Source organism: Nitrospina gracilis 3/211 (assembly GCF_000341545.2).
Classification (GTDB): Bacteria; Nitrospinota; Nitrospinia; order Nitrospinales; family Nitrospinaceae; genus Nitrospina; species Nitrospina gracilis.
The window spans coordinates 426,342-448,574 of sequence record NZ_HG422173.1 but is presented as its reverse complement, the minus strand read 5'-3'; the positions used below and the strand labels follow the sequence as shown (position 1 = coordinate 448,574).

Genomic DNA, 22,233 nt, shown 5'->3' with positions numbered 1-22,233 from the left:
ACACTGGACTGAATGATTGGGGGGTGAACGGTCCATGCTGGAACCACCTGTACCGGAAAATGAAGAGGTTCGACTTCAGGCGTTGTTCGAGTACCACGTGCTGGACACCGATCCGGAAGAACAGTTCGATGAGTTGACGGAACTGGTTGCGCAAATTTGCGATGTCCCCATCGCCCTGATTTCCCTGATCGATGAGAAACGGCAGTGGTTCAAGTCGTTCCACGGGCTGGGCGCGCGGGAAACGCCGCGGAACGTTTCCTTCTGCGGGCATGCCATTCTGCAGGAAGGCGTGTTTGAGGTCCCGAACAGCCTGGAGGACGAGCGGTTTGCGGACAACCCCATCGTCACCGGGGAACCCAGGGTCATATTTTACGCAGGTGCTCCCTTGAAGACCCCCTCCGGGCAACAGATCGGCACCCTGTGCGCCATCGACCATAAACCTCACAAACTCACGGAAGACCAGAAAAGGTGCCTGACACTGCTGGCCCACCAGGTGGTCTCCCAACTCGAATTGAGGAAAATCATACTCCTCAAACACCAGTTGATTGTGCAGAAATCGGAGTTGTATAACCAGATCGAGGAATTGAATGAGGAGTTGAAAGCCAAAGAGGCAAAAAAACACGCCATCCTGGAAACCATGCTGGACCCCCTGATCGTCATCGATGAACGGGGGAGCATCCAGAATTTTAATGCCGCCGCGCAAAAAATCTTTGGCTACGAGGCATCGGAAATCATAGGAAAGAACGTCGCCATCCTGATGCCGGAAACCTACCGGACAGGGCACGATGACGCCATCCAAAGGTACCGGAACACCCGGAAACCGACCATACTGGGTGAATTGCGGGAAGAGTGGGGGCACCGCAAGGATGGAACCGTTTTCCCCATAGAGTTGTTGATCAACGAAATGACCATCAATGGTGAACGGCAGTTTGTCGGCATCTGCCGGGACATCACTGAGCGCAAGGTCGTGGAAGAGGAGTTGGTGGAGGCAGAACGCCAGGCGGTCTCCGCCAACGAGGCCAAGAGTCGCTTTCTGGCTAACATGAGCCACGAAATCCGCACCCCCATGAACACCATCCTGGGGCTGGCTCACCTGGCCCTGCAACACGACCTGCCCACGAAAATAAAAGGCTATGTGGAGAAAATAGAAAAATCCGGCAAGAGCCTGCTCGGCATCATCAACGACATCCTGGATTTTTCCAAGGTGGAGGCGGGCAAACTGGAATTGGAAATCGTCCAGTTTGACCTCCAGGAAGTTCTGGAAAACGTGGCCTACCAGCAGGCGCAGGCCGCGGAGAAACGAGGAACGGAACTGGTGTTTTTCTCTTCGCCCAAGGTTCCGCAAAACCTGATGGGCGATCCGTTGCGTTTGGGGCAGGTGCTGACCAACCTGGTCAGCAACGCCATCAAGTTCACTCTCAAGGGTACGGTTGCGGTTTATACCGATGTGGAGTTGGGGGAACCGGACACATCCAGCCGGGTCATCTTGAAGTTTACGGTTCAGGACACGGGGATCGGCATGACCCCGGAACAGGTGGAGGGGGTATTCGGTGCGTTCAATCAGGCGGACACCTCCACGACCCGGAAATACGGGGGGACCGGCCTGGGCCTCGCCATCAGCAGGCAACTGGTGGAACTGATGCTCGGCAGCATCGAGATTGAAAGCGAAGCGGGCAAAGGAAGCACCTTCATTATTTCCATACCTTTTGATTGCGATCCCGGGGAACTGGAAAAAGTAAAACTCAAAAGGGACGGCTCCGACAAGCGCGCGCTCGTGATTGAAAAAAATCCGGTCCTGGCCAGGGTGTTGACCGGGATGTTGCAGTCGTTGGGATTTTTCGCGGAGCACCGGGAGTCCCTGGATGCAGGGGTGGATCAAATTGTGGCGGTGCAGATGGATCAGGCATATGACCTTGTTTTCGTCGACCTGGAATTCACCGAATCTCACTGGAATGAAATTTCCGAGCGATTGAAACTGTTGAGCACCCCTTCCGGAAATACCAGGGTGGTGCTGGTGGTTCCGGAACTGAAATTCCTGAACCGGATCGAGTCCCAGGGTGCATCCCTTGACGGGGTGGTGGTGAAGCCCATTCGCCTCTCGCAGTTGTTCGACCTGGTCACCAATCTGTTTGAAAACAAAAATGCGCGTATGGTGCGGGTTACCGAAAGGGAGGAAACCCTGTTTGATCCCACATCGTTCCGGGGCTGCAGGGTGCTGGTGGCGGAGGACAACGAAATCAACCAGGAGGTGGTGGAGGAGTTGTTGCTGAATGTCGGTTTCGACGTCACCATTGTGGACAACGGAAAAAAAGTGGTGGAGTGCCTGGACTCTCAGCAATTCGACGTGGTGCTTCTGGATTTGCAGATGCCGGTGATGGACGGGTTTGAAGCGGCGCGGCAGATCCGTCAGGACAAAAAGTTCGAGAGCCTGCCGGTGATCGCGCTGACCGCCAATGCGATGGCGGGGGACCGCGAACGCACGGCGGAGGTGGGCATGAACGACCATGTGACCAAGCCCATCGACCCGGAAGCCATGTACCAGACCCTGCGCCGATGGGTGACGTCCTCAACCGGGAAAAAAGAGGAACCCGCAGTGCCGGCCGGTGAACCGGATACCCGTGAAGAGCAGGCCGCGTCTCCTCATCTGGAAACCACCGAATCTCCCGAAATTCCCCTGCCCTCTATCACGGGACTGGATGTGGACGAGGGAGTGATGCGCATCGGAGGCAACCGGACAAGGTATTGCAAAATCCTGTCCGGGTTCTGCGACAATCACTCCGGGGATGGAGAAAAAATTCTATCTGCCTTCAATCAAGGAGATTATGAAGGACTGCATATGCTGGTGCATACCATCAAGGGAGTTGCCGGTAATGTGGGGGCCAGGGCACTCTACGACCAGGCGGAAATTCTCGAAAACGCACTGCAAAACGGAAGCCGGGAAGAGCAGGAAATTCACACGCATATTTTAGTGGAATCCATGAACGACCTCATGAACCTGCTGCTGGAATGGAAAAAAACCGGGGAGCGCGAACGCCCTGCCCCGGCTTCTTCGCTGACCATGTGTGATGTGCAGGTGGACACGCTCATGAAAAACCTCCGGTCGTTGCTGGAAGAAAGCGACAGCCGAGCCACGGTGCGGGTGAACGCACTCAGGGGATACCTGGAAGGGTCCACCCTGCATGACCTGTGGATGAATCTGCAGAAGTGCATCCGATTGTACCAGTTCGATGAAGCGGTGCAGGTTCTGGATGAGATCATAACGGAAAGACAGAAACATTGTTAGGAGGGTGACGTTGGACCGGATGCTGGATGAAGCGTGGGTGCTGGTGGTGGACGATCGTCCCGAAAACATTGATGTGTTGGCGGCCATCCTTGAGCCGGAATACCGGATCAAGGTGGCGTTGGACGGACACAAGGCGTTGGAGATTGCCAATTCCGATTCGCCGCCGGACCTGATTCTCCTCGATGTCATGATGCCCGGAATGGACGGGTTTGAAGTCTGTCGAACGCTGAAAAGCCAGGAAGCCACCCACGATATTCCCGTGATCTTCATCACGGCCCGGGACGGCGAAATGGATGAGGTGCAGGCTCTGGACCTTGGAGCGGTGGACTTCATCCAGAAACCCTTCAACCACAAAATTGCCAGGGCGCGGGTCCGCACTCACGTCCAGATGAGGTGCCTTCTCAAAAAGAACAAACAAATGATCAAGGAGTTGAAGCGGGCCAACCAGATTCTCGACGAACTGGCAAGGAGGGACCAGTTGACAGGATTGTCCAACCGCCGCGACATGCAGGAAAATATGGAAATTGAAAGAAAACGTTCCCTTAGAAACCGCAAACCGCTTTCCTGTATCGTGGCGGACATAGACCATTTCAAAAAGGTGAATGATGAAAACGGACATTTGGCCGGCGACGAAACTTTGAAAAAAGTTTCCAGCATCATTACCCTGAGCCTTCGGTGTCACGACATGGCCGCACGCTGGGGCGGCGAGGAATTCCTGATATTGCTTCCGGAAACCGACCTGGCGGGAGCGTCTCATGTCGCAGACCGTCTTCGCAGTAAAATCGAGGCAGAAACCATTTCCATGGAGGACCGGGAAATCAAAATCACCATGAGTCTCGGTGTGGTGCAGTTTGATGGGGAGGAAACCGTGGAACATTTTCTAAACCGGGCGGACCAAAACCTGTATGAAGCCAAAAAGAATGGAAGGAACATGGTGGTCTCAATTTAATAATCCCTGTAGTGGGCGATTATAAATGCCGTCCGGATTGGAGGAGAAAACTTGAACCCCCATTAAAAGTATGAATAAAGGATTGTCTTAGATGAAAGCGAAAAAGCAGATCCTCGTTGTGGATGACTCGCCTGAAATCATCGATGCGCTTGTGGAAATCCTGAAAAATGACTACGTGGTCAAGGTTTCCACAAACGGCTCGAAGGCACTGGAAATCGTATTTTCAAAAACTCCCCCGGACCTCATATTGCTTGATATCAAAATGCCCGGTATGGACGGGTACCAGGTGTGCCAGCAATTGAAGGACACTCTGCCGCATAAGATGATTCCCGTCATTTTCATTACCGGATCGAAGGACGAGATGGATGAAGTGCGGGCCTTGGAGATGGGAGGGGTGGACTACATCCAGAAACCGATTCAGCCGGTGATCATCCGCGCCCGGGTGGAAACGCACCTGAGATTGCAGGAAACCTCCAGTCGTCTGGAAGGTCTTTTGTCGCAAACCCTGCTGGGTTCCATTCAATTGATGGCCCAGACCCTCTCGATGACCAATCCCCTGGCTTTCAACCAGGCCTGCCGCATCAAAAAGCTGGTGCGCAGGATGGCGGAGTTAATGCAACTGGAAAATATCTGGCGGTTTGAAACGGCGGCGCTGCTTTCCAATATCGGCTGTGTTGCCCTGCCCATTCATTTGCTGAAAAAAGTATTCAAGGAAGAGGTTATTTCAAAAAGCGAACAAGACCTGTTCCAGTCCCATCCTTCGGTAGGTCGGACCTGATACGGGGGATCCCCGGCCTGGAGGAGGTGGCGGGCATGGTGCTGCATCAGCTGGATCCGTTCAACCCGCAGTTGCACGAAGGGCCGCCCGACCTCCTGGATCCCATCCAGCTGGGGGGACAAATCCTGAAGGTGGCGACTGCTTTCGACATGAAGGTGTTCAAGGGAGAGAGGCCCTCTGAGGTGATCGTCAGCCTGACCGACGAACCGAACATCTATTCGCCGGAACTGGTCAAGGCTCTTGCAAAAATCGAAAAGGAAATGCCGTCCGAAAAAGAAAAATCCGTTGCCGTCAAGGACCTGCATGCGGGTATGGTGTTGCTGCAGGACCTGGTGGATGAAGAAGACTTTCGGGTTGCCAGTGCGGGCCACGCGATGACGCAGGAAAGCGTGCAGATGATCCGCAGTTATCACAAGAATAAAAATTTAAAGGAACCGTTGCGGGTGAAGGTGGCGGGAAGGGAAATTTTTCAGTGAGAAAAAAATTTCAGGCCTTTGCGGTAAACCCGGTTTCTTTTGAAGTCATTTGCAAATTTGGGAAACATGGGTTGTCTATAAAAAAGTTAGATAACTCGGCTGTTCTGAATGTAAGCTTTTTGTAATGTATTGGATGAATGGCGTAGAATAAAGCTTCCAAGCTCTTTTTTGTTTCAACTTACCCTAAACTTGTTACCATGGTACTGTTTTATTAATAATTAGAACGGCTCCTTAAATTATTGCAGAGGGGGGGGCTCATGGTCTTCCCACCGATCCCCAAAGATACCCTTTTCATCACCGGGTTTTATGATTATGGGTTGGTGATCTTATCCTACCTGGTCGCCGCATTTGCGTCATATATCGTTCTGGATATGATGACGCGGTTTCATCAAAATCACACACACCCAAAATTACTGTTGTTCTGCAGCGCGATCTCCATGGGTGGCGGCATTTGGTCCATGCATTTCGTCGCCATGCTTGCCTACGAAATGCCGGTCTCCGTCACCTACGACCCATGGATTACGGCGCTCTCCCTGCTGATCCCGATTCTGTTTTCCGGTATCGCATTTCAAATTTTCCATAGAGCAAAATCGATTCGATCAAGGGTTCTTGGCGGTGGTTTGATTCTGGGACTGGGAATCGACACGATGCACTATTGCGGCATGGCGGGGATGATATTCAATGGCACCCTTCACTACAAATTAAGCCTTTTTCTCTTGTCGGGACTGGTGGCGGTCACTGTGGCCACGGTCGCGTTTTACGCCATTGTCAAGATTCAAACCCAACAAATTTCCCATGGTTTTATCTTAAAAGTCGCCACAGCCCTCCTTTTGGGATTTGCTGTTGCCGGCATGCATTACACGGGCATGGCGGCGACCCTGTTTGTTCCTTCGTCTGGTCTGGAAACCAGCCAGCAGTTTTTCTTTTCTCCTGAAAACCTGGCCTACGCCATTGTGATGGTCACCGTCCTCAATTTGACGCTGGCCATGTTCATTGCGCAGAACCTGATCCTTGGACCCATTGTTTCGTTTCTATGCGTTTTTTTTATCGGCTGGCTCGGAATTCAATTGGTGGAAAGGGAAATCAAGATGGACTTAGCCACCATCCTTCAGGAGTATTTGAAAATCAACGTGGAATCTGTGGAATCCTTCATAGAGAGGGAGCTCACAAATGTGGATTTCTGGAGTAAGACCCCTCAAGTTAAAGAACTGGTGACCTCTTTGGCTTTGAAAGTGGATAACGGAACGACAAGCCCGCAATCCCTTATGAAATCCCCGGAATTGAAGGAGTTGCGGAAAATCCTGGGGCCGTTCAATAAAAAACAAAACCATATCGGCTTTGTCGTCATCCATCCCTCGGGACTCACCATGGCGGCCTTGTTGAATGAGCCCGTTGGGAATTCCTACCTTAAAGAAAAAGAATTCATTCAAAGGTCGTTAAAGGGTGAAGTTATTTTCTCCCCGCCGTTCTGGGCCGAAGTCCAACTTCCGGATCCAGATGGAATATACAGGCGAAACCAGCCGACCCTGTTCGCCTCGGCCCCGGTTCATGACGCAGAGGGAAGACCGATCGCAGTGCTTGGTTTCAGGCTGCGACCGCGCTTGAGTTTTGAGGACGTTCTCGAGACTACCTATTCGGGCGAGACGGGGGAATCGTATGCTTTCAACAAAGAAGGCATCATGATTGGAGGAGGGCGGTTTGCCAATCATTTGAGACAGGTCGGGTTGATTCCGCCGGAACCCAGTCCATGGTCGCTCAAGCTGAGAATCCGTGACCCTGGCGGAAACATGGTGAAAGGGTTCAGGCCCTCGATACCAAGAGAAAAGCAGCCTTTTACCCGTATGGTGGAGCGTGCTCTTTCTGGTCAAAGTGGGGTGGATGTTGGGGGGTACCGTGATTACCGCGGGGTTCCTGTTGTTGGAGCCTGGACCTGGTTACCCAAATATGGCTTTGGAATTGCGCGTGAAATGGATTGGGACGAAGCCTACAAATCGCTACGCATGCTCCGAAAAATATACTATTCCCTGCTCATCGTTCTTTTTGTGGTTGTGGTGACCACTCTCGTTTTCAGGAGAAAGCAGGTGGAAGCCAGAGTGGAAAGGAAGAAAGCCCAGAAGGGAATTCAAAAAGCGCAGGAGGAAGCGGAAAAATTTCGCCAACTGTTCCTGGCGGAATCGGATGCCATTCTGATTTTTGATGCGGAGACGCGGAGTATTATTGACGCCAACCAGTCCGTTGAAAAATTGTATGGGTACTCCCGGCAGGAATTGCTCCAAATGAAAGCGGAAACCCTGTCGGCCGACCCGGAAGGAACGTTGAGCACGTTCCAGCAGCTGGTGGAAGGACGTGTCACCGAAGTGACATTGCGCTATCACAAAAAGAAAGATGGCACGGTGTTTCCGGTAGAGGTCATGGAAGGCATCATTTCCACCCTGGAAGGCCGCATTGTATTTAAGGTTGTCCGTGACATAACCCGGCGCATGCAGGCTGAGAAAGCCCTGCGAGAAAGCGAAGAACGGTTCTCCCTGGCAATGGATGCTTCCCAGGATGGCTTGTGGGACTGCAACCTGGTTACCGGAGACAATTACTTCAGTCCCGCCTGGTTGTTCATGCTGGGGTACAGGCAGGGGGAACTCGAAGAACACATGTCAACGTTTTTTGACGAACTGATGCACCCTGAAGACAGGGACCGATATACCCCCGAGATCATGCAGCACCTTCAGAGCAAGGATTCGAATTTTGAGGTTGAATTGCGTTTACGCCATAAGGACGGCGGTTACCGGTGGATATTGACCCGCGGCAAAACCGTGGAACGGGATGAAAATGGCCGTGCCGTCCGCGCGGTGGGAACGCATACGGACATCACGGAACGAAAACAGGCGGAAGAAGCTCTGCGCCAAAGTGAAAAACGATTTGAGTTGACCATGTACGCCACGCAGGATGGCTTGTGGGACTGGTCGATTAAGACCGGCGATGTGTACTACAGCCCGCATTGGTTGTCCATGCTGGGGTATGCTCCGGGGGAACTTCCACATGAACCCTCCACGTTTTTCAATCTCCTGCATCCCGAGGATGTGGAAAAATATAGTGATTTGATCCAAAAGCACCTTGAAGAAAGCGATGAGAACTTTGAGTTTGAATTGCGCCTCCGTCACAAGGACGGGTCTTACAGGTGGATTATGGACCGGGGAAGAACCGTGGAACGTGACGAGAGCGGAAACGCCGTGAGAGCACTCGGCACGCACACCGACATCACCAATCGGAAAAGAATTGAGGAGCAATTGCGGCAGGCGGAACACGAAGCCATCGCAGCCAATGAAGCAAAGAGCCGGTTTCTGGCTAACATGAGCCATGAAATCCGGACTCCCATGAATGCCATTCTGGGAATGGCTTACCTTTGCCTGAAGACAGAGTTGACCTCCAAGCAGAAAGAGTACCTTGAAGGCATGCAGCGATCCGCTCGAAACCTGCTTGGGATCATCAACGATATTCTGGACTTTTCCAAAATCGAAGCCGGCAAATTGAGTTTGGAGAGTATTCCGTTTGATTTGGCGGAAGTGCTGGAAACGATTGCCAGTCAGGAATCTCTACGGGCATTTAATCAGGGAACAGAGCTGGTTTTCTTCAACTCACAGGCGATTCCGTCGAAACTGACGGGAGATCCGCTGAGGCTGGGGCAGGTATTGACCAACCTCATCAACAATGCCATCAAATTCACCATAAAGGGCACCGTCGCGGTTTTTGTGGAACTTGAAAAACTGGAAAATAACCGGGTGTTCGTGAAATTTGCTGTTCAGGATACAGGCGTTGGAATGGACGGGGAGCAGATTAGGAGTTTGTTTCAGGCGTTCGAGCAGGCGGACCCGTCCACCACCCGTAGGTTTGGGGGAACGGGGCTGGGCCTTGCCATTTCCAGCCAGTTGGTGGAGTTGATGGGAGGCAAGCTCGAAGTGGAAAGTAAACCGAATGAAGGAAGCAGGTTTACTTTCGTCATTCCTTTCCTGAGTTCTCAAGAGAATCATCCCAGGATAACCATTCCCTATGAGCTGTACGAAAAGCGGGCCCTGATTGTAGCAGGGAATAAAATGGTGGCCGAAATAGTAAAGGACATGTTGGGCTCCGTTGGAATTCAATCGAAAACTTCTGTTTCTTTAGAAGAGGCCGCGGTGCGGTTTAAAGAGACCGGCCCGGAGAATCCGCTGGATTTGATCTTGTTGGATATCAATCTGACACAACTGAACTGGTTCGATGTCTGCGAGAACCTGAAAAAAGAGGTGCCTCAGCCAGAGCCGCCAAAAATAATACTCCTTGCACCCAAGGAATTGAATGTCAGTGACAGTGCGGACTCGAGGAACCCCATAGATGCTGTCGTATTCAAACCCATTTGCCTGTCTCAATTATTTGACGCAATTATGGATTTGTATTTTGGCAAACAATTGCCGGTTAGAAAGCAGAGGAAGTGGAATTCTGTCGTTTTTGATACTGTCGAGGAATTCAAGGAAATGAAAGTCCTCATTGCGGAAGACAACCAAGTGAATCAGGTGATTGCCAAGGAGCTTATGGAAAAACTCGGCTTTAAGGTCACATTGGCAGAGAACGGCAGGGAGGCCTTACAGATTCTGGATCAAAGCGGGTTTGACCTGGTTCTCATGGATATTCAAATGCCTGTCATGGACGGGTTTGAGGCAACACGAAAAATCAGGGAGCAGGAACGCTTTAAAGATATGCCGGTAATTGCTTTAACGGCCAATGCCATGGCCGGGGACAGGGAGCGGACCCGCGCTGCAGGCATGAATGATCATGTCACCAAACCCATCGACCCCGATGTTTTGTTGGGTACCTTGAAGCATTGGTTGCGGAAAGAAACCAAAATTTCAAACGAAATGAATGTACCGGAAGAATTATTGCAGGAAAGTGAGCCGAGCAGGGAAAAACTCCGGCCTTCTGGCGGGGGGCCCAAGACGGGCCTGCAATCGGATGCCGCAACGATGGAAATCCTCGATTTGCCCGGTATTAATGTTGAGGAGGGACTGAGGCGCATTGGAGGTAACCTGGATATTTATGTCGATGTCCTGAAGGCGTGTTTTACTGATTTTATCAAGGACAGGGAGGACATTGAAACCGCCCTCAAAAATCAAGATCGGGAAATGCTGAAAATGAAAGTTCATTCCATCAAGGGCGTTTCCGGAAATATTGGAGCCAAGGATTTATTTCAATGCGCTAGTAACCTTGAGATTGCAACCAGGGAGAAAAGCGAAGAAGAAATCGAAAAGTGTCTGCAAAAATTTTGGAAATCCTTTGATCAGGTATTCAATGGCCTTGAGGTCCTGAACAATAAAACCGGGCCCCCAGAAGATTCATCCGGGGGAAAGAGTCAGCCTGAAATCGCGTACGATCCAAATTTGAATGCACTTTTTAACAATATTTATACCCTGCTTATGGAAAAAGACCGCCGGGCCTTTGACCGGATTAAGGTTTTGAAAAACTATTTTGATGAAAATGCATTCAGAGAAGAATGGCAGGCCTTAATAAAGTATGTTACTCATTTTAATTTTGAGGATGCGATTGAGGTTCTGAAGCGCATTCAGGGGAAATTGAATGTGAATTGACGAAAAGGTGAACAGGCTTGGAGGGGTCATATGCAAACCTGCTGCGGCGGGTTTTTTTGTTTGTGATTGGGGGAACGTTACTTGTTGATCACCTGATCCGGTTTGCCATCGTGGTTGCGGTCGATCTCCACCCGCACCACCTTGGCGTCCGGTCCGTAAATCTGCCACTGGTCGGCCTTGCCATTGCCGTTGGTGTCGAACCCCACCTTCTCCATCACCTCGGAGCTGTTGAAGAACTGCCACTGGTCAGCCTTGCCGTTGCCGTTTGTATCGAAGGACGATTCGGTGATTTTCCCGGAATTGTTCAAAAGATCCCAGCGGTCAACCTGCCCGTCTTTGTTGGTGTCGTACTCGATACGCTCCAGCTTTTCCGAAGCATTGAAGAACTGCCACTGGTCCGGTTTGCCGTCGCCGTTCTCATCGCGTACCGCTTTGTTCAGCTTGCCCTGGCTGTTGTAAAATTCCGTCCAGTCGATTTTCCCTGAGTAGGTGGAGTCCAGTTCCATTTTCTCAATCGCGCCGGACGCGGCGTAGTACTGGAACTGATCCATTTTGCCGTCGTGGTTGCGGTCGAATTCCACGCGGATGCGGGTTCCGTTCATGTCGTAGTATTCCACCTGGTCCGGTTTGCCGTCACCGCTTTTGTCGAACTCCACCTTTTCCGGCTTGCCGTTTTGGTTCAGGTGTTGCCACTGGTCCACCTTGCCGTCGAAATCGGAGTCGATCTCGTGCACCTCCGCCCATGCGGGAGAAGCGATCAGGGTAATAGCTGCCAGAGCAGCCAGAGCGGGGAGATGATTTGATCTGTTCATAATCCTATTGGTTCAGAATAAATGAAATCGGAATTTCCAGGATAATTCGTTCCTCGTTCAAAATTTCCGGAATGTGCGGGAACGGGGCCGCGTTGCGGATGGTTTTGAGCGCCGCGCTGTCCAGTATTTCATGGCTGGACGAATGGTTGATGGCAACGTGACTCAGGGTCCCATCTTTCTCTATGGTGAATTTTACCACAGGCTGTCCTTCCAGACGACGAATGCGTGCCATCTTGGGGTAGTACTTGGCTTGCAGGATCTGTCCCCAGATGGCGCTGTTGAACTCGTCCAGCGCCTTTTTCAGGTCCGGTCCGTTGCCGCTGAATTTGACCTTTTCGACCGGCCCGGTTTTTTGCGAAGCGGGAAGGTTCAGGCTGGCGGTCTGGATGGGCTCCGCCGCATCTTCAACCATTTCATCCACATTCACCGGGGCCTGCGCCTTCACCGTTTGCGCTTTCGGCGTGATGTCGGTCGTGACCGGCGTTTTCAAAACGGCGGTGGTCGGTGCGATTTTGGATTGAACCGGCACGGTGGACACCGGGGTCTTGAACGTCGTCTCAACCGGGGTGTGCCGCACCGCCCGCGCGAACGTCGGCGTCTGCGGCTTGTGCGTGGCGACTTCCTGTTGAATGGGTTGCATGCTCGCCGGGGGCGGCGGCACCTTGGCCTTCACCTGCTGGGTTTGCACCGCTTTCATCGGTTGGGGCGTCGGCGGCGTCACCGGCTTTTTGGGCACGGTTTTCTGCGGCGGCGTTACGGCTTTTTGAGCGACGGGCTTCACCGCATCGGGCTGGGTTGGTGCCGGAGGCGGGGGAGGGGGCGGCGGCTTGGATGCGACGTGCACCTTCACTTTCGGCTCCGGTTTGGGCTCCAGTTTGAAAGTGAGATTCTGTTGCCAGATCATCCACGCCAGCAGGAGGTGCACCACCACCGATGCGGTTACCGGCAAGTGTGCGGGGTATCGGGTCTCCATGGCTTCCACATTCATGACGCAGTTGACTCCAGTGGATCGGTTGCAATCACGATATTGCTGGCTCCCAGCAGTCGCGCCAGATCGAGGATCTTCGCGAACATGTCGAAATCGGTTTTCTTGTCGGCTTCGATGATGATGGGCACCGAGGAATCCTTGTCCACCGCCGATCCAAGAATCGTTTTCAACTCTTCAAATCCAACCTTTTTGTCGCCCGCCATCAAGGTTCCATTTTCCTGCACCTGGATCTTGATCGACTTCATGTCAAAGGATTCGCTGGACTCCGCCTTGGGCAGTTCGATGTCCATGCCCTCCTGCCGGATGAAGGTTGAGGTCAGCATGAAAAAGATCAAAAGCAGAAACACGATATCGACCAGCGGGGCGATATCGAGGCCTCGGCTTTTTCGGGGTTGGGCTTTAAGGCTGACCATGATCTCTTTCGTGTAAATTCATTTTCCCGGGACGTTGGCCATGCGCCGTTCGCCGGGTTCTTTGTCGGGCGCCGCGGCTTTGGCCCGCGCTTTTTCTTTCGTGTCGTCCCACTGATGCACCAGGTGCAGGCTGAACTTCTCCAGTAGAAACGACATGGTCTCCATTCTGCGGTCGAAGTAATGAAGCATCACCATCACCGGAATGGCGACGGCGAGGCCCGCCGCCGTGGTCATCAGCGCTTCCCAGATGCCGCCCGCCAGAATGCTGGGGTCGATCTGGTTCTTGTGCTGGGCCACCTTGCCAAACGCCTGGATCATGCCCACCACCGTGCCGAGCAGACCGAGCAACGGAGCGATGGCGGCGATGACTTCCAGCGCACGCAGGTTTTTGCTCATCCGGCTCAACTCTTCCTGCCCGGCCAGAGTCAGCGCTTCCTCGAATTTCCACTTGGGATAATTGAAGCAGTTGCGCGCCACCTGCAGAAGGCGTCCGGCGGGGCCCGTTGGCTGTTCGTGCGAACGGGAAAAGATGTTGTTGCCCTCCAGGAACAGGCCCTTGAAAACGCTCTGCATCTTTTCCGGACTTTGCTGGTTGGAGTAGAAAAAGATCAACCGCTCGATGATCAACGCCAGCGCGATCACGGAACAAAGGAGGATGGGGATCATGAGAACCCCTCCCTTGCCGATCAATTCCAGTACCGGAGTCGCGCCCTCCACGGCGGTTTTGGTTTGTGCGGGATCCATTCAGCCTCCAGTCACTTTCTTCTCGAAAACATTAAATAGCCGGAGCCGGGAAGTAGCCAGATTCACAAGATGTCTCCGGGATGATATGTGGAATCATTTTTTTCGGAGGTGGCGATTGGTTTGGAGGAAAATCCTGCCTTTTCAACCACCGGGAAACGGGCCAACCGTCTCGCTATACATATATAAGACGTTTGAAGGGCCCCGATCCCTGACACCAAAATGAAAATATTTTTGAAATTCGTTCTCATAATGATACTCAAAAATTTATGAAAATGAAAGTCATTATTAAACTTTACCCTTCCTCCTTCTGATGGATACGCAGTGCGTCCCCGAAATGGTCAGTAAAAACAAAGGTCCAGGGTCTTGGCGCATTGCCCTCGATCGCATAGGACGGTGAAAGTTTCAACAACAGCGAGGGTTCGGTTCGAGAAGGGGGCTTTTTCCAAGAACGAAATCCTGGAGCTTTGCATGAAAATACCGACGTATCCGATCTAAGTCCTTCATACCTTATGGATTGTGTGAATTTGGTGACTGGCCGTGAGTCAGCATTGGGGGATGGACGGGAATTAAGGTTGACTTTTAGTGGTTTATAATGAAAATGAAATCCATTATTAATTTCAAAATAATCGCCCTCACTGTTCTTGTTGTGCAGGGTGGCCGGAATCGAGGATTCCTCATTATTCCCCCGGCACAACCTGGGTTTTCGCCCGGGACAGGGAACGGAAACGGATCGCATGGGATTGCAATCGGAGCACATGGACCACTCGGCCTTGCTCGAGGCCTACTATGAATACCAGGGAGACCTGGTCCGGTTTCTGTCCCATCGTTTGAAGTGCGGTTTTGCGGCGCGGGACATGGTGCAGGAGTTGTACCTGCGCCTCCTGAAAATTCAAAATCCCACGGGTATCGAAAACCGCAAGGCTTACCTGTTCCGCATTGCATCCAACCTGGCCACCGACCACATTCGCGTCGAAGCCCGCCGGGCGGAGTTGTTGCGTGAATGCCGTGACGTATTGACCCGTTCCGAAAACCAGGTGACGCCGGAGAGAGTGACCCTGGCACGCTGGGAATTGAAGCTGTATCAGAAAGCCGTTCAGGACCTGCCGCCGCTCAGCCGCCGCATTTTTTACCTGAACCGGTTCGAGGGCAAACCCCAACGCGCTATTGCCGAAGAGGTGGGGGTGTCGGTCACCACAGTCGAAAAACACATCCGGAAGGTGCTCGATCGCCTCGCCGCCACCCGCGATCGTTTGGAAAAACTCGGAAAACGTAATAGCGGGGTATGACAACTCATGGGTTCATTCGTCATGTTTATTGAGGGTGTTCGAAATACCCAGCACCGGTGGCAATACGTGTCGCCGGCCCATTCTTTTTGTGTGTGCAAAAATGGCATCGGATAAAGGCAAAGCTTTTTCAGATGAACTCCCGCAGGAAGCGCGACGGTGGGTGGTGCGCCTGGCTTCGGGGGAAATGACCCAGCCGGAAGCCCGCCGTTTTAAAAAATGGTTGCACGCGGATACGAAGCACCGGGACGCCTTCCGCCGGGAACGGAGACTATGGCAGGAAATGGAAGCGTTGAAAGGAGCGTTCGCGGCCGACTTGCAAGACGGTCCGGCATTTCCCCTTCCCGTTCCCGGGCCTGCCAATGAATGGGATGGGCGCGCCTCCGCACCGCTTCGCAAAAAACCGGTTGCCGTATTTCGCTGGGCGGCCGCCTGTTTCTTTTTGTTTGTGTTGTGGGCGCAGTTCGGCTCCATCTGGTTGGCGGACCATCGCACGGCGGAGGGGGAACTCCGCAAGGTGGAGTTGCCGGACGGATCGACGGCACACCTCAACACCGCCACTGCCATGAACGTCCGTTACGAGAACGGTATGCGCCACATCCAACTTCTTAAAGGCGAGGCGTTGTTCGATGTCCGCCGCGATGCATCGCGTCCGTTCCGCGTGACCAGCGGCAACGGAGTGGTGGAGGTATTGGGAACGCGCTTTGGCGTTTCGCATTCGAAAGAAAACCTGAAAGTGACGGTTTTGAGTGGTGAGGTCGTGGTGTACGCGTCGTCGCAGTCTTCCCTGCCGGTAGCGGAAAATCCGCGTGCCTTGCACCTGACCGCGGGGGAGTCCGTCGATTTCATGGAGGGGGTACCCACCCAGGCGGTGCGAAAGGTGAATGTGCATGCCGCGTTGCCGTGGACACGGGGCAGGATTGTGATCGATGAGATGCCGTTTGCCGATGCCATTGCAAAGCTGGACGCCTATTTCCCCGGACGCGTGTTGATTCTTCGGGAGCACGCCGCACAGCAACCCGTCAGCGGTCTGTTTCATGTGGACCAGGCGGAAAGCGCCATCCTGGCTCTCGCCTCCACGCAGGGGCTTCGCGCCACGCGCATCACCGACTACCTTCTTGTTCTGCGTTAGCTTTTTTCGTTTCGCAACGCAGGGGCGCTTTAAATTTTTTTGTAACCGCAAGTTGGGCAAACCGGGTTCCCACCCGTCTTTATGTTGAACTTCCTGCAGTAAGGGAAAATTTCAACAGGCATTCGATGGGAACCCTGCCTTTCGGCGGAAGGATGCCGTGCATGAACTGGAATTGAGGAGGAATGCAATGGCATTCATCGGGATTAAGTGGCGCCTCGCCTTATCGGGCAAGGGCCTGAGAAATACAGGAAACATTTTTGGAACAGGATTCGCCGTCGCGTTGGCAGGGGTCCTGTCTTTCTTGCATCTGCTGGGTGCGGGTGACGCGCATGCAGTTGAACCCTTCCACTCAACGTTTTCGAAAAAGTTTGCGGTTTCGAATGTGGACGGGATGCAACTGGCTCAGGCGGGAGACGTGAAATTGTTCGACATTCCACCGCAACCTTTGGGGTCGGCGTTGACGCAATTCTTCGATCAGTCCGGCGTGCAGGTTGCCTTCAAGACTGCGGACGTCAAAGGTGTTTCGACGTCCGGGGTGTCGGGAGAGCACACGGCCCGGAAGGCTTTGGAGATGCTGTTGGCGGGGACACGGTTGTCTGCCGAATTCAAGGATGCGAATACGGTGACACTACAGCGTGGAGAAAAAATCAAGAAGGGCGCTCTCCCGGAGATGAAGGTGGAGGGCGACTGGCTGGGCCCGCCCACACCGGAAATCGTGCGCACCTACAGCGGTTCCCGAAGCGTGGTGACGGAAGAACAGATTCAACGCCGGGGGACATTGAACCTGGAAGACACCCTGCGCACCGTTCCCAATGTCACCATCCTCGATGAAACCGGAGTCGGCATATTGCCCAACATCGGTGTGCGCGGCCTCACTCCGCTTCGCAGTCAGCGCATTCAGGTTTTGCAGGACGGATACCCCGTGGCCATCGGTCCTTACAGCAACATCGGTTTGTCGCTGTTTCCGCTGACCATGCAGAGCATTGAAACGATCGACGTGGTGCGCGGCGGCGCGGCGGTGCATTACGGACCGAACAACGTCGGTGGTGTTCTCAACTTCATCACCCGTCCCATTCCCTACGAACTTTCGCAGACCCTGGGCGAGCGCATCACCATCTCCGAGGAAACCGGAAACATCCTGACGGACACGTATTTCCGCATCGGTGGTTTCGCCACCGACAAGCTGGGACTGCAACTGCAATACAACACCCTGCAGGGACAAGGCTTTCGTGATCACTCCGACACCGAAGTCCACAATTTCATTTTCGATGCAGACTTGTTTCCCAATGAACAGAACCAACTGGCCTTCCAGTTCCAGTACTACAACGTGGAAGCCGAACTGCCGGGGTCACTGAGCCCCGGCCGGTACGAACAGGACCGCACCAGTTCGCAACGGCCGCACGACAGCTTCGATGCGGACATGTTCCGCGCCACTCTCACCTGGACGTACACGCCGGACAAGGATACGGAGTTCGAGTGGCGCAATTTTTATCACAAAGCGGACCGCACGTTTTTCTTCGGCCAGAATCTGGGCGGCGGCAACGTGTTCGATCCCGCCATCCCGGCCACGCACAAAGCCGACTCGCCGCGCATCTTCTCCGTTTTGGGAATCGAGCCGCGCCTGACTCGCCGCATCGACAACCACACCATCATCGTCGGCGCGCGTTACGTGCGGGAGGGAGTGGACTTCGATGTGAACCGCGTGGAATTCGCCACCGGCACCCGCACTGTGGCCCGGGACTGGGCGTTTGATGTGGATGCCTTCGCCGTGTACGCCAGTGACACCATCCGTTTCATGAACGGCCGCCTGGCGGTGACGCCCGGCGTTCGTTACGAAAATGTGTACATGGATTTTCGCAACAACCTGAACGGCGTCATGGACACCAACAAGGCGTCCAAACTGCTCCCGGGTATCACCGTGGGTTACGAGGCGACGGACCGTCTGTTTGTATTCGCCAACGCCCAGCGTTCGCTGGTGCCCGTGCAAACGGCGCAGGTCACGCGTGCGGGCGACGTCGCCAATGAAACGGCGTGGAATTACGAACTGGGAAGCCGGTTTCAGATCTCTCCCAATCTTCAAACATCCGCGACCCTGTTTGTCATCGACTACCGCGACCAGATCCAGTTCAACAGCGGCACCGCGCGCTTCGAAAACCTGGGCGAGACCCTGCACCACGGTGTCGAGTTGACCTCGGACTGGAAGGTGACGAAGAACGCCAATCTGAGTCTGTCGTACACCTACCTCGAAACCGAGCAACGGTCCGGCGCGAACAAGGGCAAGGAGTTGCCGTATGCACCGCACCATCACGTGAGCCTGAGCGGGGATTACCGCCACGAGCAGTGGGACTTCGGGCTCACCGCACTTTACGTCAGCGAAAGTTTCAGTGATGCCGCAAACACGGATCAGGAAACGGCCAATGGAAGTGCCGGGGAACTCCCCGAATACACGCTGGTCAACGCCCGGGTCGGCCGGGATTTTGAAATGGAAGGTTACAATCTCAACGTTGGCCTTTCCGTGAACAACCTGTTTGACGAGGATTACTATTTTCGCGGAGTGGACGTGAGCCCGGTAGGACGTCTTCCCTCGCCGGGCCGGTCCTTCATCCTGGGCGTGCAACTTGATTATTGAGTTTTGCAGGCGCCATGCCGGGCGCGTGATTGGACAGGTGTCGGATTGTTTCACGGGAGGAAAACCTGATATGGTGACGCAATGAAAAGTTGGACCGTAACAGGGAGCTTAATGCGATGATGACATCGAACCCTTCTCCACAACGGTTGCGGCAATGGGTGCGGCGTGCGCACCTGGTGCTGGCTTTCACCGCCGGTCTGGTGTTGGTGGTTTCGGGATTGAGCGGCAGTCTCCTGGTGTACCACAAGGAGATCGACCACGCGCTGAATCCGGATCTGTGGCGGGTGGAGCCGGAAAAAGGCCCGCACCGCATCGACGCGTCCCTGGATGCGGTGCGTCAGGCCCATCCCGGCGGACTCATCGGTCTCGTGCGCCTGCCTCGCGAACCGGACCATGCGATGGAGGTCTGGGTTCGCAAGGCCGACGTCATCCAGAAAGTGTATGTGAACCCCTATACCACGCGCCTCCTTGGTGTGCGTGGAGATCATGACGGATTGATGGGAACCCTTCACGATCTCCACGTGCACCTGCTCGCAGGGGAAACCGGTGAGACGGTGATGGGCTTCATCGGTTTGGTGGCGATGGTGTTGCTGGGCACGGGGATGGTACTCTGGTGGCCGCGTGGCGGGCGCTGGTCCGGTGCGTTCCGCATCGGGTGGAAGGAAACCGGAGTGCGCAAGGTGTTCCGCCTTCACCGCTTCATCGGCATCGTGTCGATCGGGTTTCTTGTTTTCAGCATCGCCACTGGCGCCGGCATGGTGTTTCACAAAACCGTAAACGTCGTGCTGGAGTCGGTTTTGGGCGGACCCATGCGGCCGATGCCCCCCAAGCTCGATTCGGCTGTTGCGCAATCGCTTTCGGCGGAGCAGCTGATGGCGCGGGGGCAATCGATCCTGCCGGAGGCCACGCTCATTTTCCTGCGTCTGCCAAGCACACCCGACGCGCCGTATGTCCTGCGCATGCGGTTCGATGAAAACCCGCATCCCAACGGTTCCACCTACCTCGCCCTGCACCCGGAGACCGGAGAGCCGACGATGGTGCACAGCTTCCGCCAGGCCTCGTCCGGGCAGGTGGTTTCCGACCTCAAGTACCCGCTTCACATCGGGCGTTTCTGGGGAGAAGCCGGGCGTTTGCTGACGGTGATCATCGGCCTCAGTCCCGCGCTTTTGTTCGTCAGCGGGTTTCTGTTCTGGAAACGCCGTCGCAGAGCTTCTTCCAAAATTGCGGATACTATCCTCCGGCCGCCGTCCGCCGCAACCAATCTGTCCGAAGTCTCCAATGAATCCGTTTCCTGACAACGGATTTCACTTCCCTCCCTCTTATATTGTCCTTTTCTCCGTGGAGTGAGTTAAAATAATAGAACGTGCAGCCGGAAGGGGGATCATGAATATCCGGTTCACGCTTTCCCGAACGGCTTCAAATATTTTTTTCCTGGAACACGATGAGGTGACCTGCATGGATTTCCTCTCCTCCTGGATTCAAGAGATCAAAAAGGCCAGCCTCCCCGCGCTTCAAAACCTGATCGATTACCTGCCGAACCTGTTTGGCGCGGCCGCCCTGCTTGCGGTCGGCTGGATGGTGGCGGGCCTCGCGCAGGTCGGTTGCGTGAAAATAGTGGTGGCTCTTGACCGGGTTCTCAGCCGCACACCTCTTAAACGTAGTACCGCTCCGCATTTACAGGTGACGCACCCGGCGCTCGATCTCTTCGGCAAAATCGTGTTCTGGGCGGTGATCCTGTTTTTCGTCAAGTTCGCAACCGACATCCTCGGCCTGCACGCGGTGGCGCAGTGGCTCAACCAGGTCGTCAATTATTTGCCCACGTTCCTGGCAGGCGGCATCATCCTCATTGCAGGTGTGTTGCTGAGCGTTCTGGTGCGCGACCTCACCATCACCACCGCGGACACGGCGGGCATTCCGCAGGCCAGCCTGCTGGGTACATTGGCACAGGGCGCGACATTGATCACCGCGCTCGTGATCGGTCTCGACCAGATCGGTATCGAGGTGACGTTTCTGTCCAACCTCATTGCCATCGGCGCGGCGGCGTTTCTCGGCAGTCTTGCGCTGGCATTCGGTTTGGGCGGACGCACTTTCGTCAGCAACCTCATTGGCGCACATTTCGTGCACAAGCAATACGAGGTCGGCCAGCGCGTGCGTTGGGGGAAACGGGAAGGGGTGATCCTGGAATTCACACCGACCTCCGTCGTGCTGGCGACAAAAGAAGGGCGATTGATCCTGCCTGCCAGTTTGTTTGAGCAGGAGCCCATGGAACAGTTGATCGGGCAACAAGAACATGGATGAGACAACTGAATTCACCCGGCATTACCTGTCCGCATACCCCGGGGAGGCCGCGCGCGTGCTGGAAGCCATGCCGCCCCAGGATTCCGCCGCGTACCTGTTGTCCATGGAGCCGGAGGACGCGGCGCCGGTGATGGAGGAACTTCTGCCCTGGTACCTCGCGCAGTGCCTGGGTCACTGGACGACACAGGAGGCGGCCGAGCGTGTCGGGCTTTTGTCTTCTTACCGTGCGAGTCATGTCCTGCGGCTCAGCGATTCCGATTTTCGCAAGCGTCTGCTTGATGAACTTCCCAAAAAGAAACAGAAGATTTTGAGCCGGCAGGTCACCTTCCGTTCGGACGCGGTGGGGCACTGGATGTCAGAACCGTTGTCCGTCGTTTCGGATTCCGCCACGGTGCAGGAAACGCTGGACCAGCTTCGCCGTACGGGGTCCGGTGAGGGCCAGCATTTTTTCGTGATGCAGAGAAGCGGTTATTACGTGGGAGCGGTGGAGATCTCCCGCCTGCTGCAGGAATCCCCGGATTGTCCGGTGACGGAACTGCTTGACCCGCATGTGGAACCCGTCCTGGTGCAGGCGCCTCTCACGACTGTTCGCGCCTTGCCCGCCTGGCACCACGCTCGCGTGCTTCCGGTCCTCAACGTCGATCATCAACTGGAAGGTGTGCTGAAAGCCGCGCAGGTTCGGGAGGCGCTGGGCACAGGCAAGGCGGTTGTGGAGGACACGTCGCTGTTCGAGAGCCTGGTGCCGTTGTTCCTGCTTGCCGCCACCGCATGGGTGCGCGGCATGGTATCCTTGCCGTTTCTTGAACCGCCCAAATCCCCCTCTGTAAAGGAAAACGAAA

General features: G+C 54.4%; 15 protein-coding genes. 11 read left to right on the top strand and 4 right to left on the bottom strand.

What is annotated here, in order from left to right; genetic code table 11:
- Nucleotides 1-34: 34 nt before the first annotated feature.
- The 5 genes from TX82_RS02065 (at nt 35) to TX82_RS14935 (ending at nt 11,095) form a co-directional block, all read left to right on the top strand.
- Entirely contained in the window at nt 35-3,283 is a 3,249-nt protein-coding gene (locus TX82_RS02065; RefSeq protein WP_005006313.1) for a response regulator, read from the top strand.
- A 19-nt stretch (nt 3,284-3,302) separates the two neighbouring features.
- Nucleotides 3,303-4,232 (top strand): diguanylate cyclase, encoded by a 930-nt coding sequence (locus TX82_RS02060; RefSeq protein WP_042251642.1) that lies wholly within the window; start codon nt 3,303-3,305, stop codon nt 4,230-4,232.
- Between the two features lie 91 nt (nt 4,233-4,323).
- Nucleotides 4,324-5,010, top strand: coding sequence for a response regulator (locus tag TX82_RS02055; protein WP_052338165.1), 687 nt, complete (start codon nt 4,324-4,326; stop codon nt 5,008-5,010).
- A gap of 35 nt (nt 5,011-5,045) precedes the next feature.
- The gene (locus TX82_RS02050; RefSeq protein WP_042250335.1) at nt 5,046-5,486 is read left to right on the top strand and encodes a hypothetical protein; all 441 of its coding nucleotides are present in this window, start codon (nt 5,046-5,048) and stop codon (nt 5,484-5,486) included.
- Nucleotides 5,487-5,743: 257 nt separating this feature from the next.
- Complete coding sequence (locus TX82_RS14935) at nt 5,744-11,095, top strand: PAS domain S-box protein (RefSeq protein WP_005006310.1); 5,352 nt, start codon at nt 5,744-5,746, stop codon at nt 11,093-11,095.
- 77 nt (nt 11,096-11,172) lie between these two features.
- On the opposite strand, the gene TX82_RS02040 is transcribed toward TX82_RS14935, so the two are convergent.
- From TX82_RS02040 to TX82_RS02025, 4 genes are read right to left on the bottom strand one after another with little or no spacing between them, the layout of a single operon-like run.
- The gene (locus tag TX82_RS02040) at nt 11,173-11,907 is read right to left on the bottom strand and encodes an EF-hand domain-containing protein (RefSeq protein ID WP_005006309.1); all 735 of its coding nucleotides are present in this window, start codon (nt 11,905-11,907) and stop codon (nt 11,173-11,175) included.
- 4 nt (nt 11,908-11,911) lie between these two features.
- On the bottom strand, nt 11,912-12,895 hold the full coding sequence (locus TX82_RS02035; RefSeq protein WP_005006308.1) for an energy transducer TonB: 984 nt from the start codon (nt 12,893-12,895) through the stop codon (nt 11,912-11,914).
- The gene (locus tag TX82_RS02030; protein ID WP_005006307.1) at nt 12,892-13,308 is read right to left on the bottom strand and encodes an ExbD/TolR family protein; all 417 of its coding nucleotides are present in this window, start codon (nt 13,306-13,308) and stop codon (nt 12,892-12,894) included. The genes TX82_RS02035 and TX82_RS02030 overlap by 4 nt, the downstream gene beginning before the upstream one ends.
- Before the next feature lie 18 nt (nt 13,309-13,326).
- The gene (locus TX82_RS02025) at nt 13,327-14,052 is read right to left on the bottom strand and encodes a MotA/TolQ/ExbB proton channel family protein (protein WP_005006306.1); all 726 of its coding nucleotides are present in this window, start codon (nt 14,050-14,052) and stop codon (nt 13,327-13,329) included.
- A gap of 734 nt (nt 14,053-14,786) precedes the next feature.
- On the opposite strand from TX82_RS02025, the gene TX82_RS02020 reads away from it, so the two are divergent.
- From TX82_RS02020 to TX82_RS01995, 6 genes are all read left to right on the top strand, one after another.
- Entirely contained in the window at nt 14,787-15,338 is a 552-nt protein-coding gene (locus TX82_RS02020) for an RNA polymerase sigma factor (protein WP_052338164.1), read from the top strand.
- 100 nt (nt 15,339-15,438) lie between these two features.
- On the top strand, nt 15,439-16,467 hold the full coding sequence (locus TX82_RS02015) for a FecR family protein (protein WP_005006300.1): 1,029 nt from the start codon (nt 15,439-15,441) through the stop codon (nt 16,465-16,467).
- 391 nt (nt 16,468-16,858) lie between these two features.
- The gene (locus tag TX82_RS02010; RefSeq protein ID WP_222822945.1) at nt 16,859-19,096 is read left to right on the top strand and encodes a TonB-dependent siderophore receptor; all 2,238 of its coding nucleotides are present in this window, start codon (nt 16,859-16,861) and stop codon (nt 19,094-19,096) included.
- Between the two features lie 116 nt (nt 19,097-19,212).
- Nucleotides 19,213-20,391, top strand: coding sequence for a PepSY-associated TM helix domain-containing protein (locus TX82_RS02005; RefSeq protein ID WP_005006295.1), 1,179 nt, complete (start codon nt 19,213-19,215; stop codon nt 20,389-20,391).
- 88 nt (nt 20,392-20,479) lie between these two features.
- On the top strand, nt 20,480-21,394 hold the full coding sequence (locus tag TX82_RS02000; RefSeq protein WP_042250329.1) for a mechanosensitive ion channel family protein: 915 nt from the start codon (nt 20,480-20,482) through the stop codon (nt 21,392-21,394).
- A gap of 67 nt (nt 21,395-21,461) precedes the next feature.
- Nucleotides 21,462-22,233: CBS domain-containing protein (locus TX82_RS01995; RefSeq protein WP_371828203.1), on the top strand; the 772-nt coding region annotated here is incomplete at its 3' end.

Coding starts and splice junctions, on each gene's coding strand:
- TX82_RS02050 (WP_042250335.1), top strand. CDS start 5,046: ATGGTGCTGCATCAGCTGGATCCGTTCAACCCGCAGTTGCACGAAGGG.
- TX82_RS02030 (WP_005006307.1), bottom strand. CDS start 13,308: ATGGTCAGCCTTAAAGCCCAACCCCGAAAAAGCCGAGGCCTCGATATC.
- TX82_RS02000 (WP_042250329.1), top strand. CDS start 20,480: ATGAATATCCGGTTCACGCTTTCCCGAACGGCTTCAAATATTTTTTTC.
- TX82_RS02020 (WP_052338164.1), top strand. CDS start 14,787: ATGGGATTGCAATCGGAGCACATGGACCACTCGGCCTTGCTCGAGGCC.
- TX82_RS02035 (WP_005006308.1), bottom strand. CDS start 12,895: ATGAATGTGGAAGCCATGGAGACCCGATACCCCGCACACTTGCCGGTA.
- TX82_RS02010 (WP_222822945.1), top strand. CDS start 16,859: ATGCAACTGGCTCAGGCGGGAGACGTGAAATTGTTCGACATTCCACCG.
- TX82_RS02040 (WP_005006309.1), bottom strand. CDS start 11,907: ATGAACAGATCAAATCATCTCCCCGCTCTGGCTGCTCTGGCAGCTATT.
- TX82_RS02065 (WP_005006313.1), top strand. CDS start 35: ATGCTGGAACCACCTGTACCGGAAAATGAAGAGGTTCGACTTCAGGCG.
- TX82_RS02005 (WP_005006295.1), top strand. CDS start 19,213: ATGATGACATCGAACCCTTCTCCACAACGGTTGCGGCAATGGGTGCGG.
- TX82_RS02015 (WP_005006300.1), top strand. CDS start 15,439: ATGGCATCGGATAAAGGCAAAGCTTTTTCAGATGAACTCCCGCAGGAA.
- TX82_RS14935 (WP_005006310.1), top strand. CDS start 5,744: ATGGTCTTCCCACCGATCCCCAAAGATACCCTTTTCATCACCGGGTTT.
- TX82_RS02060 (WP_042251642.1), top strand. CDS start 3,303: ATGCTGGATGAAGCGTGGGTGCTGGTGGTGGACGATCGTCCCGAAAAC.
- TX82_RS02055 (WP_052338165.1), top strand. CDS start 4,324: ATGAAAGCGAAAAAGCAGATCCTCGTTGTGGATGACTCGCCTGAAATC.
- TX82_RS02025 (WP_005006306.1), bottom strand. CDS start 14,052: ATGGATCCCGCACAAACCAAAACCGCCGTGGAGGGCGCGACTCCGGTA.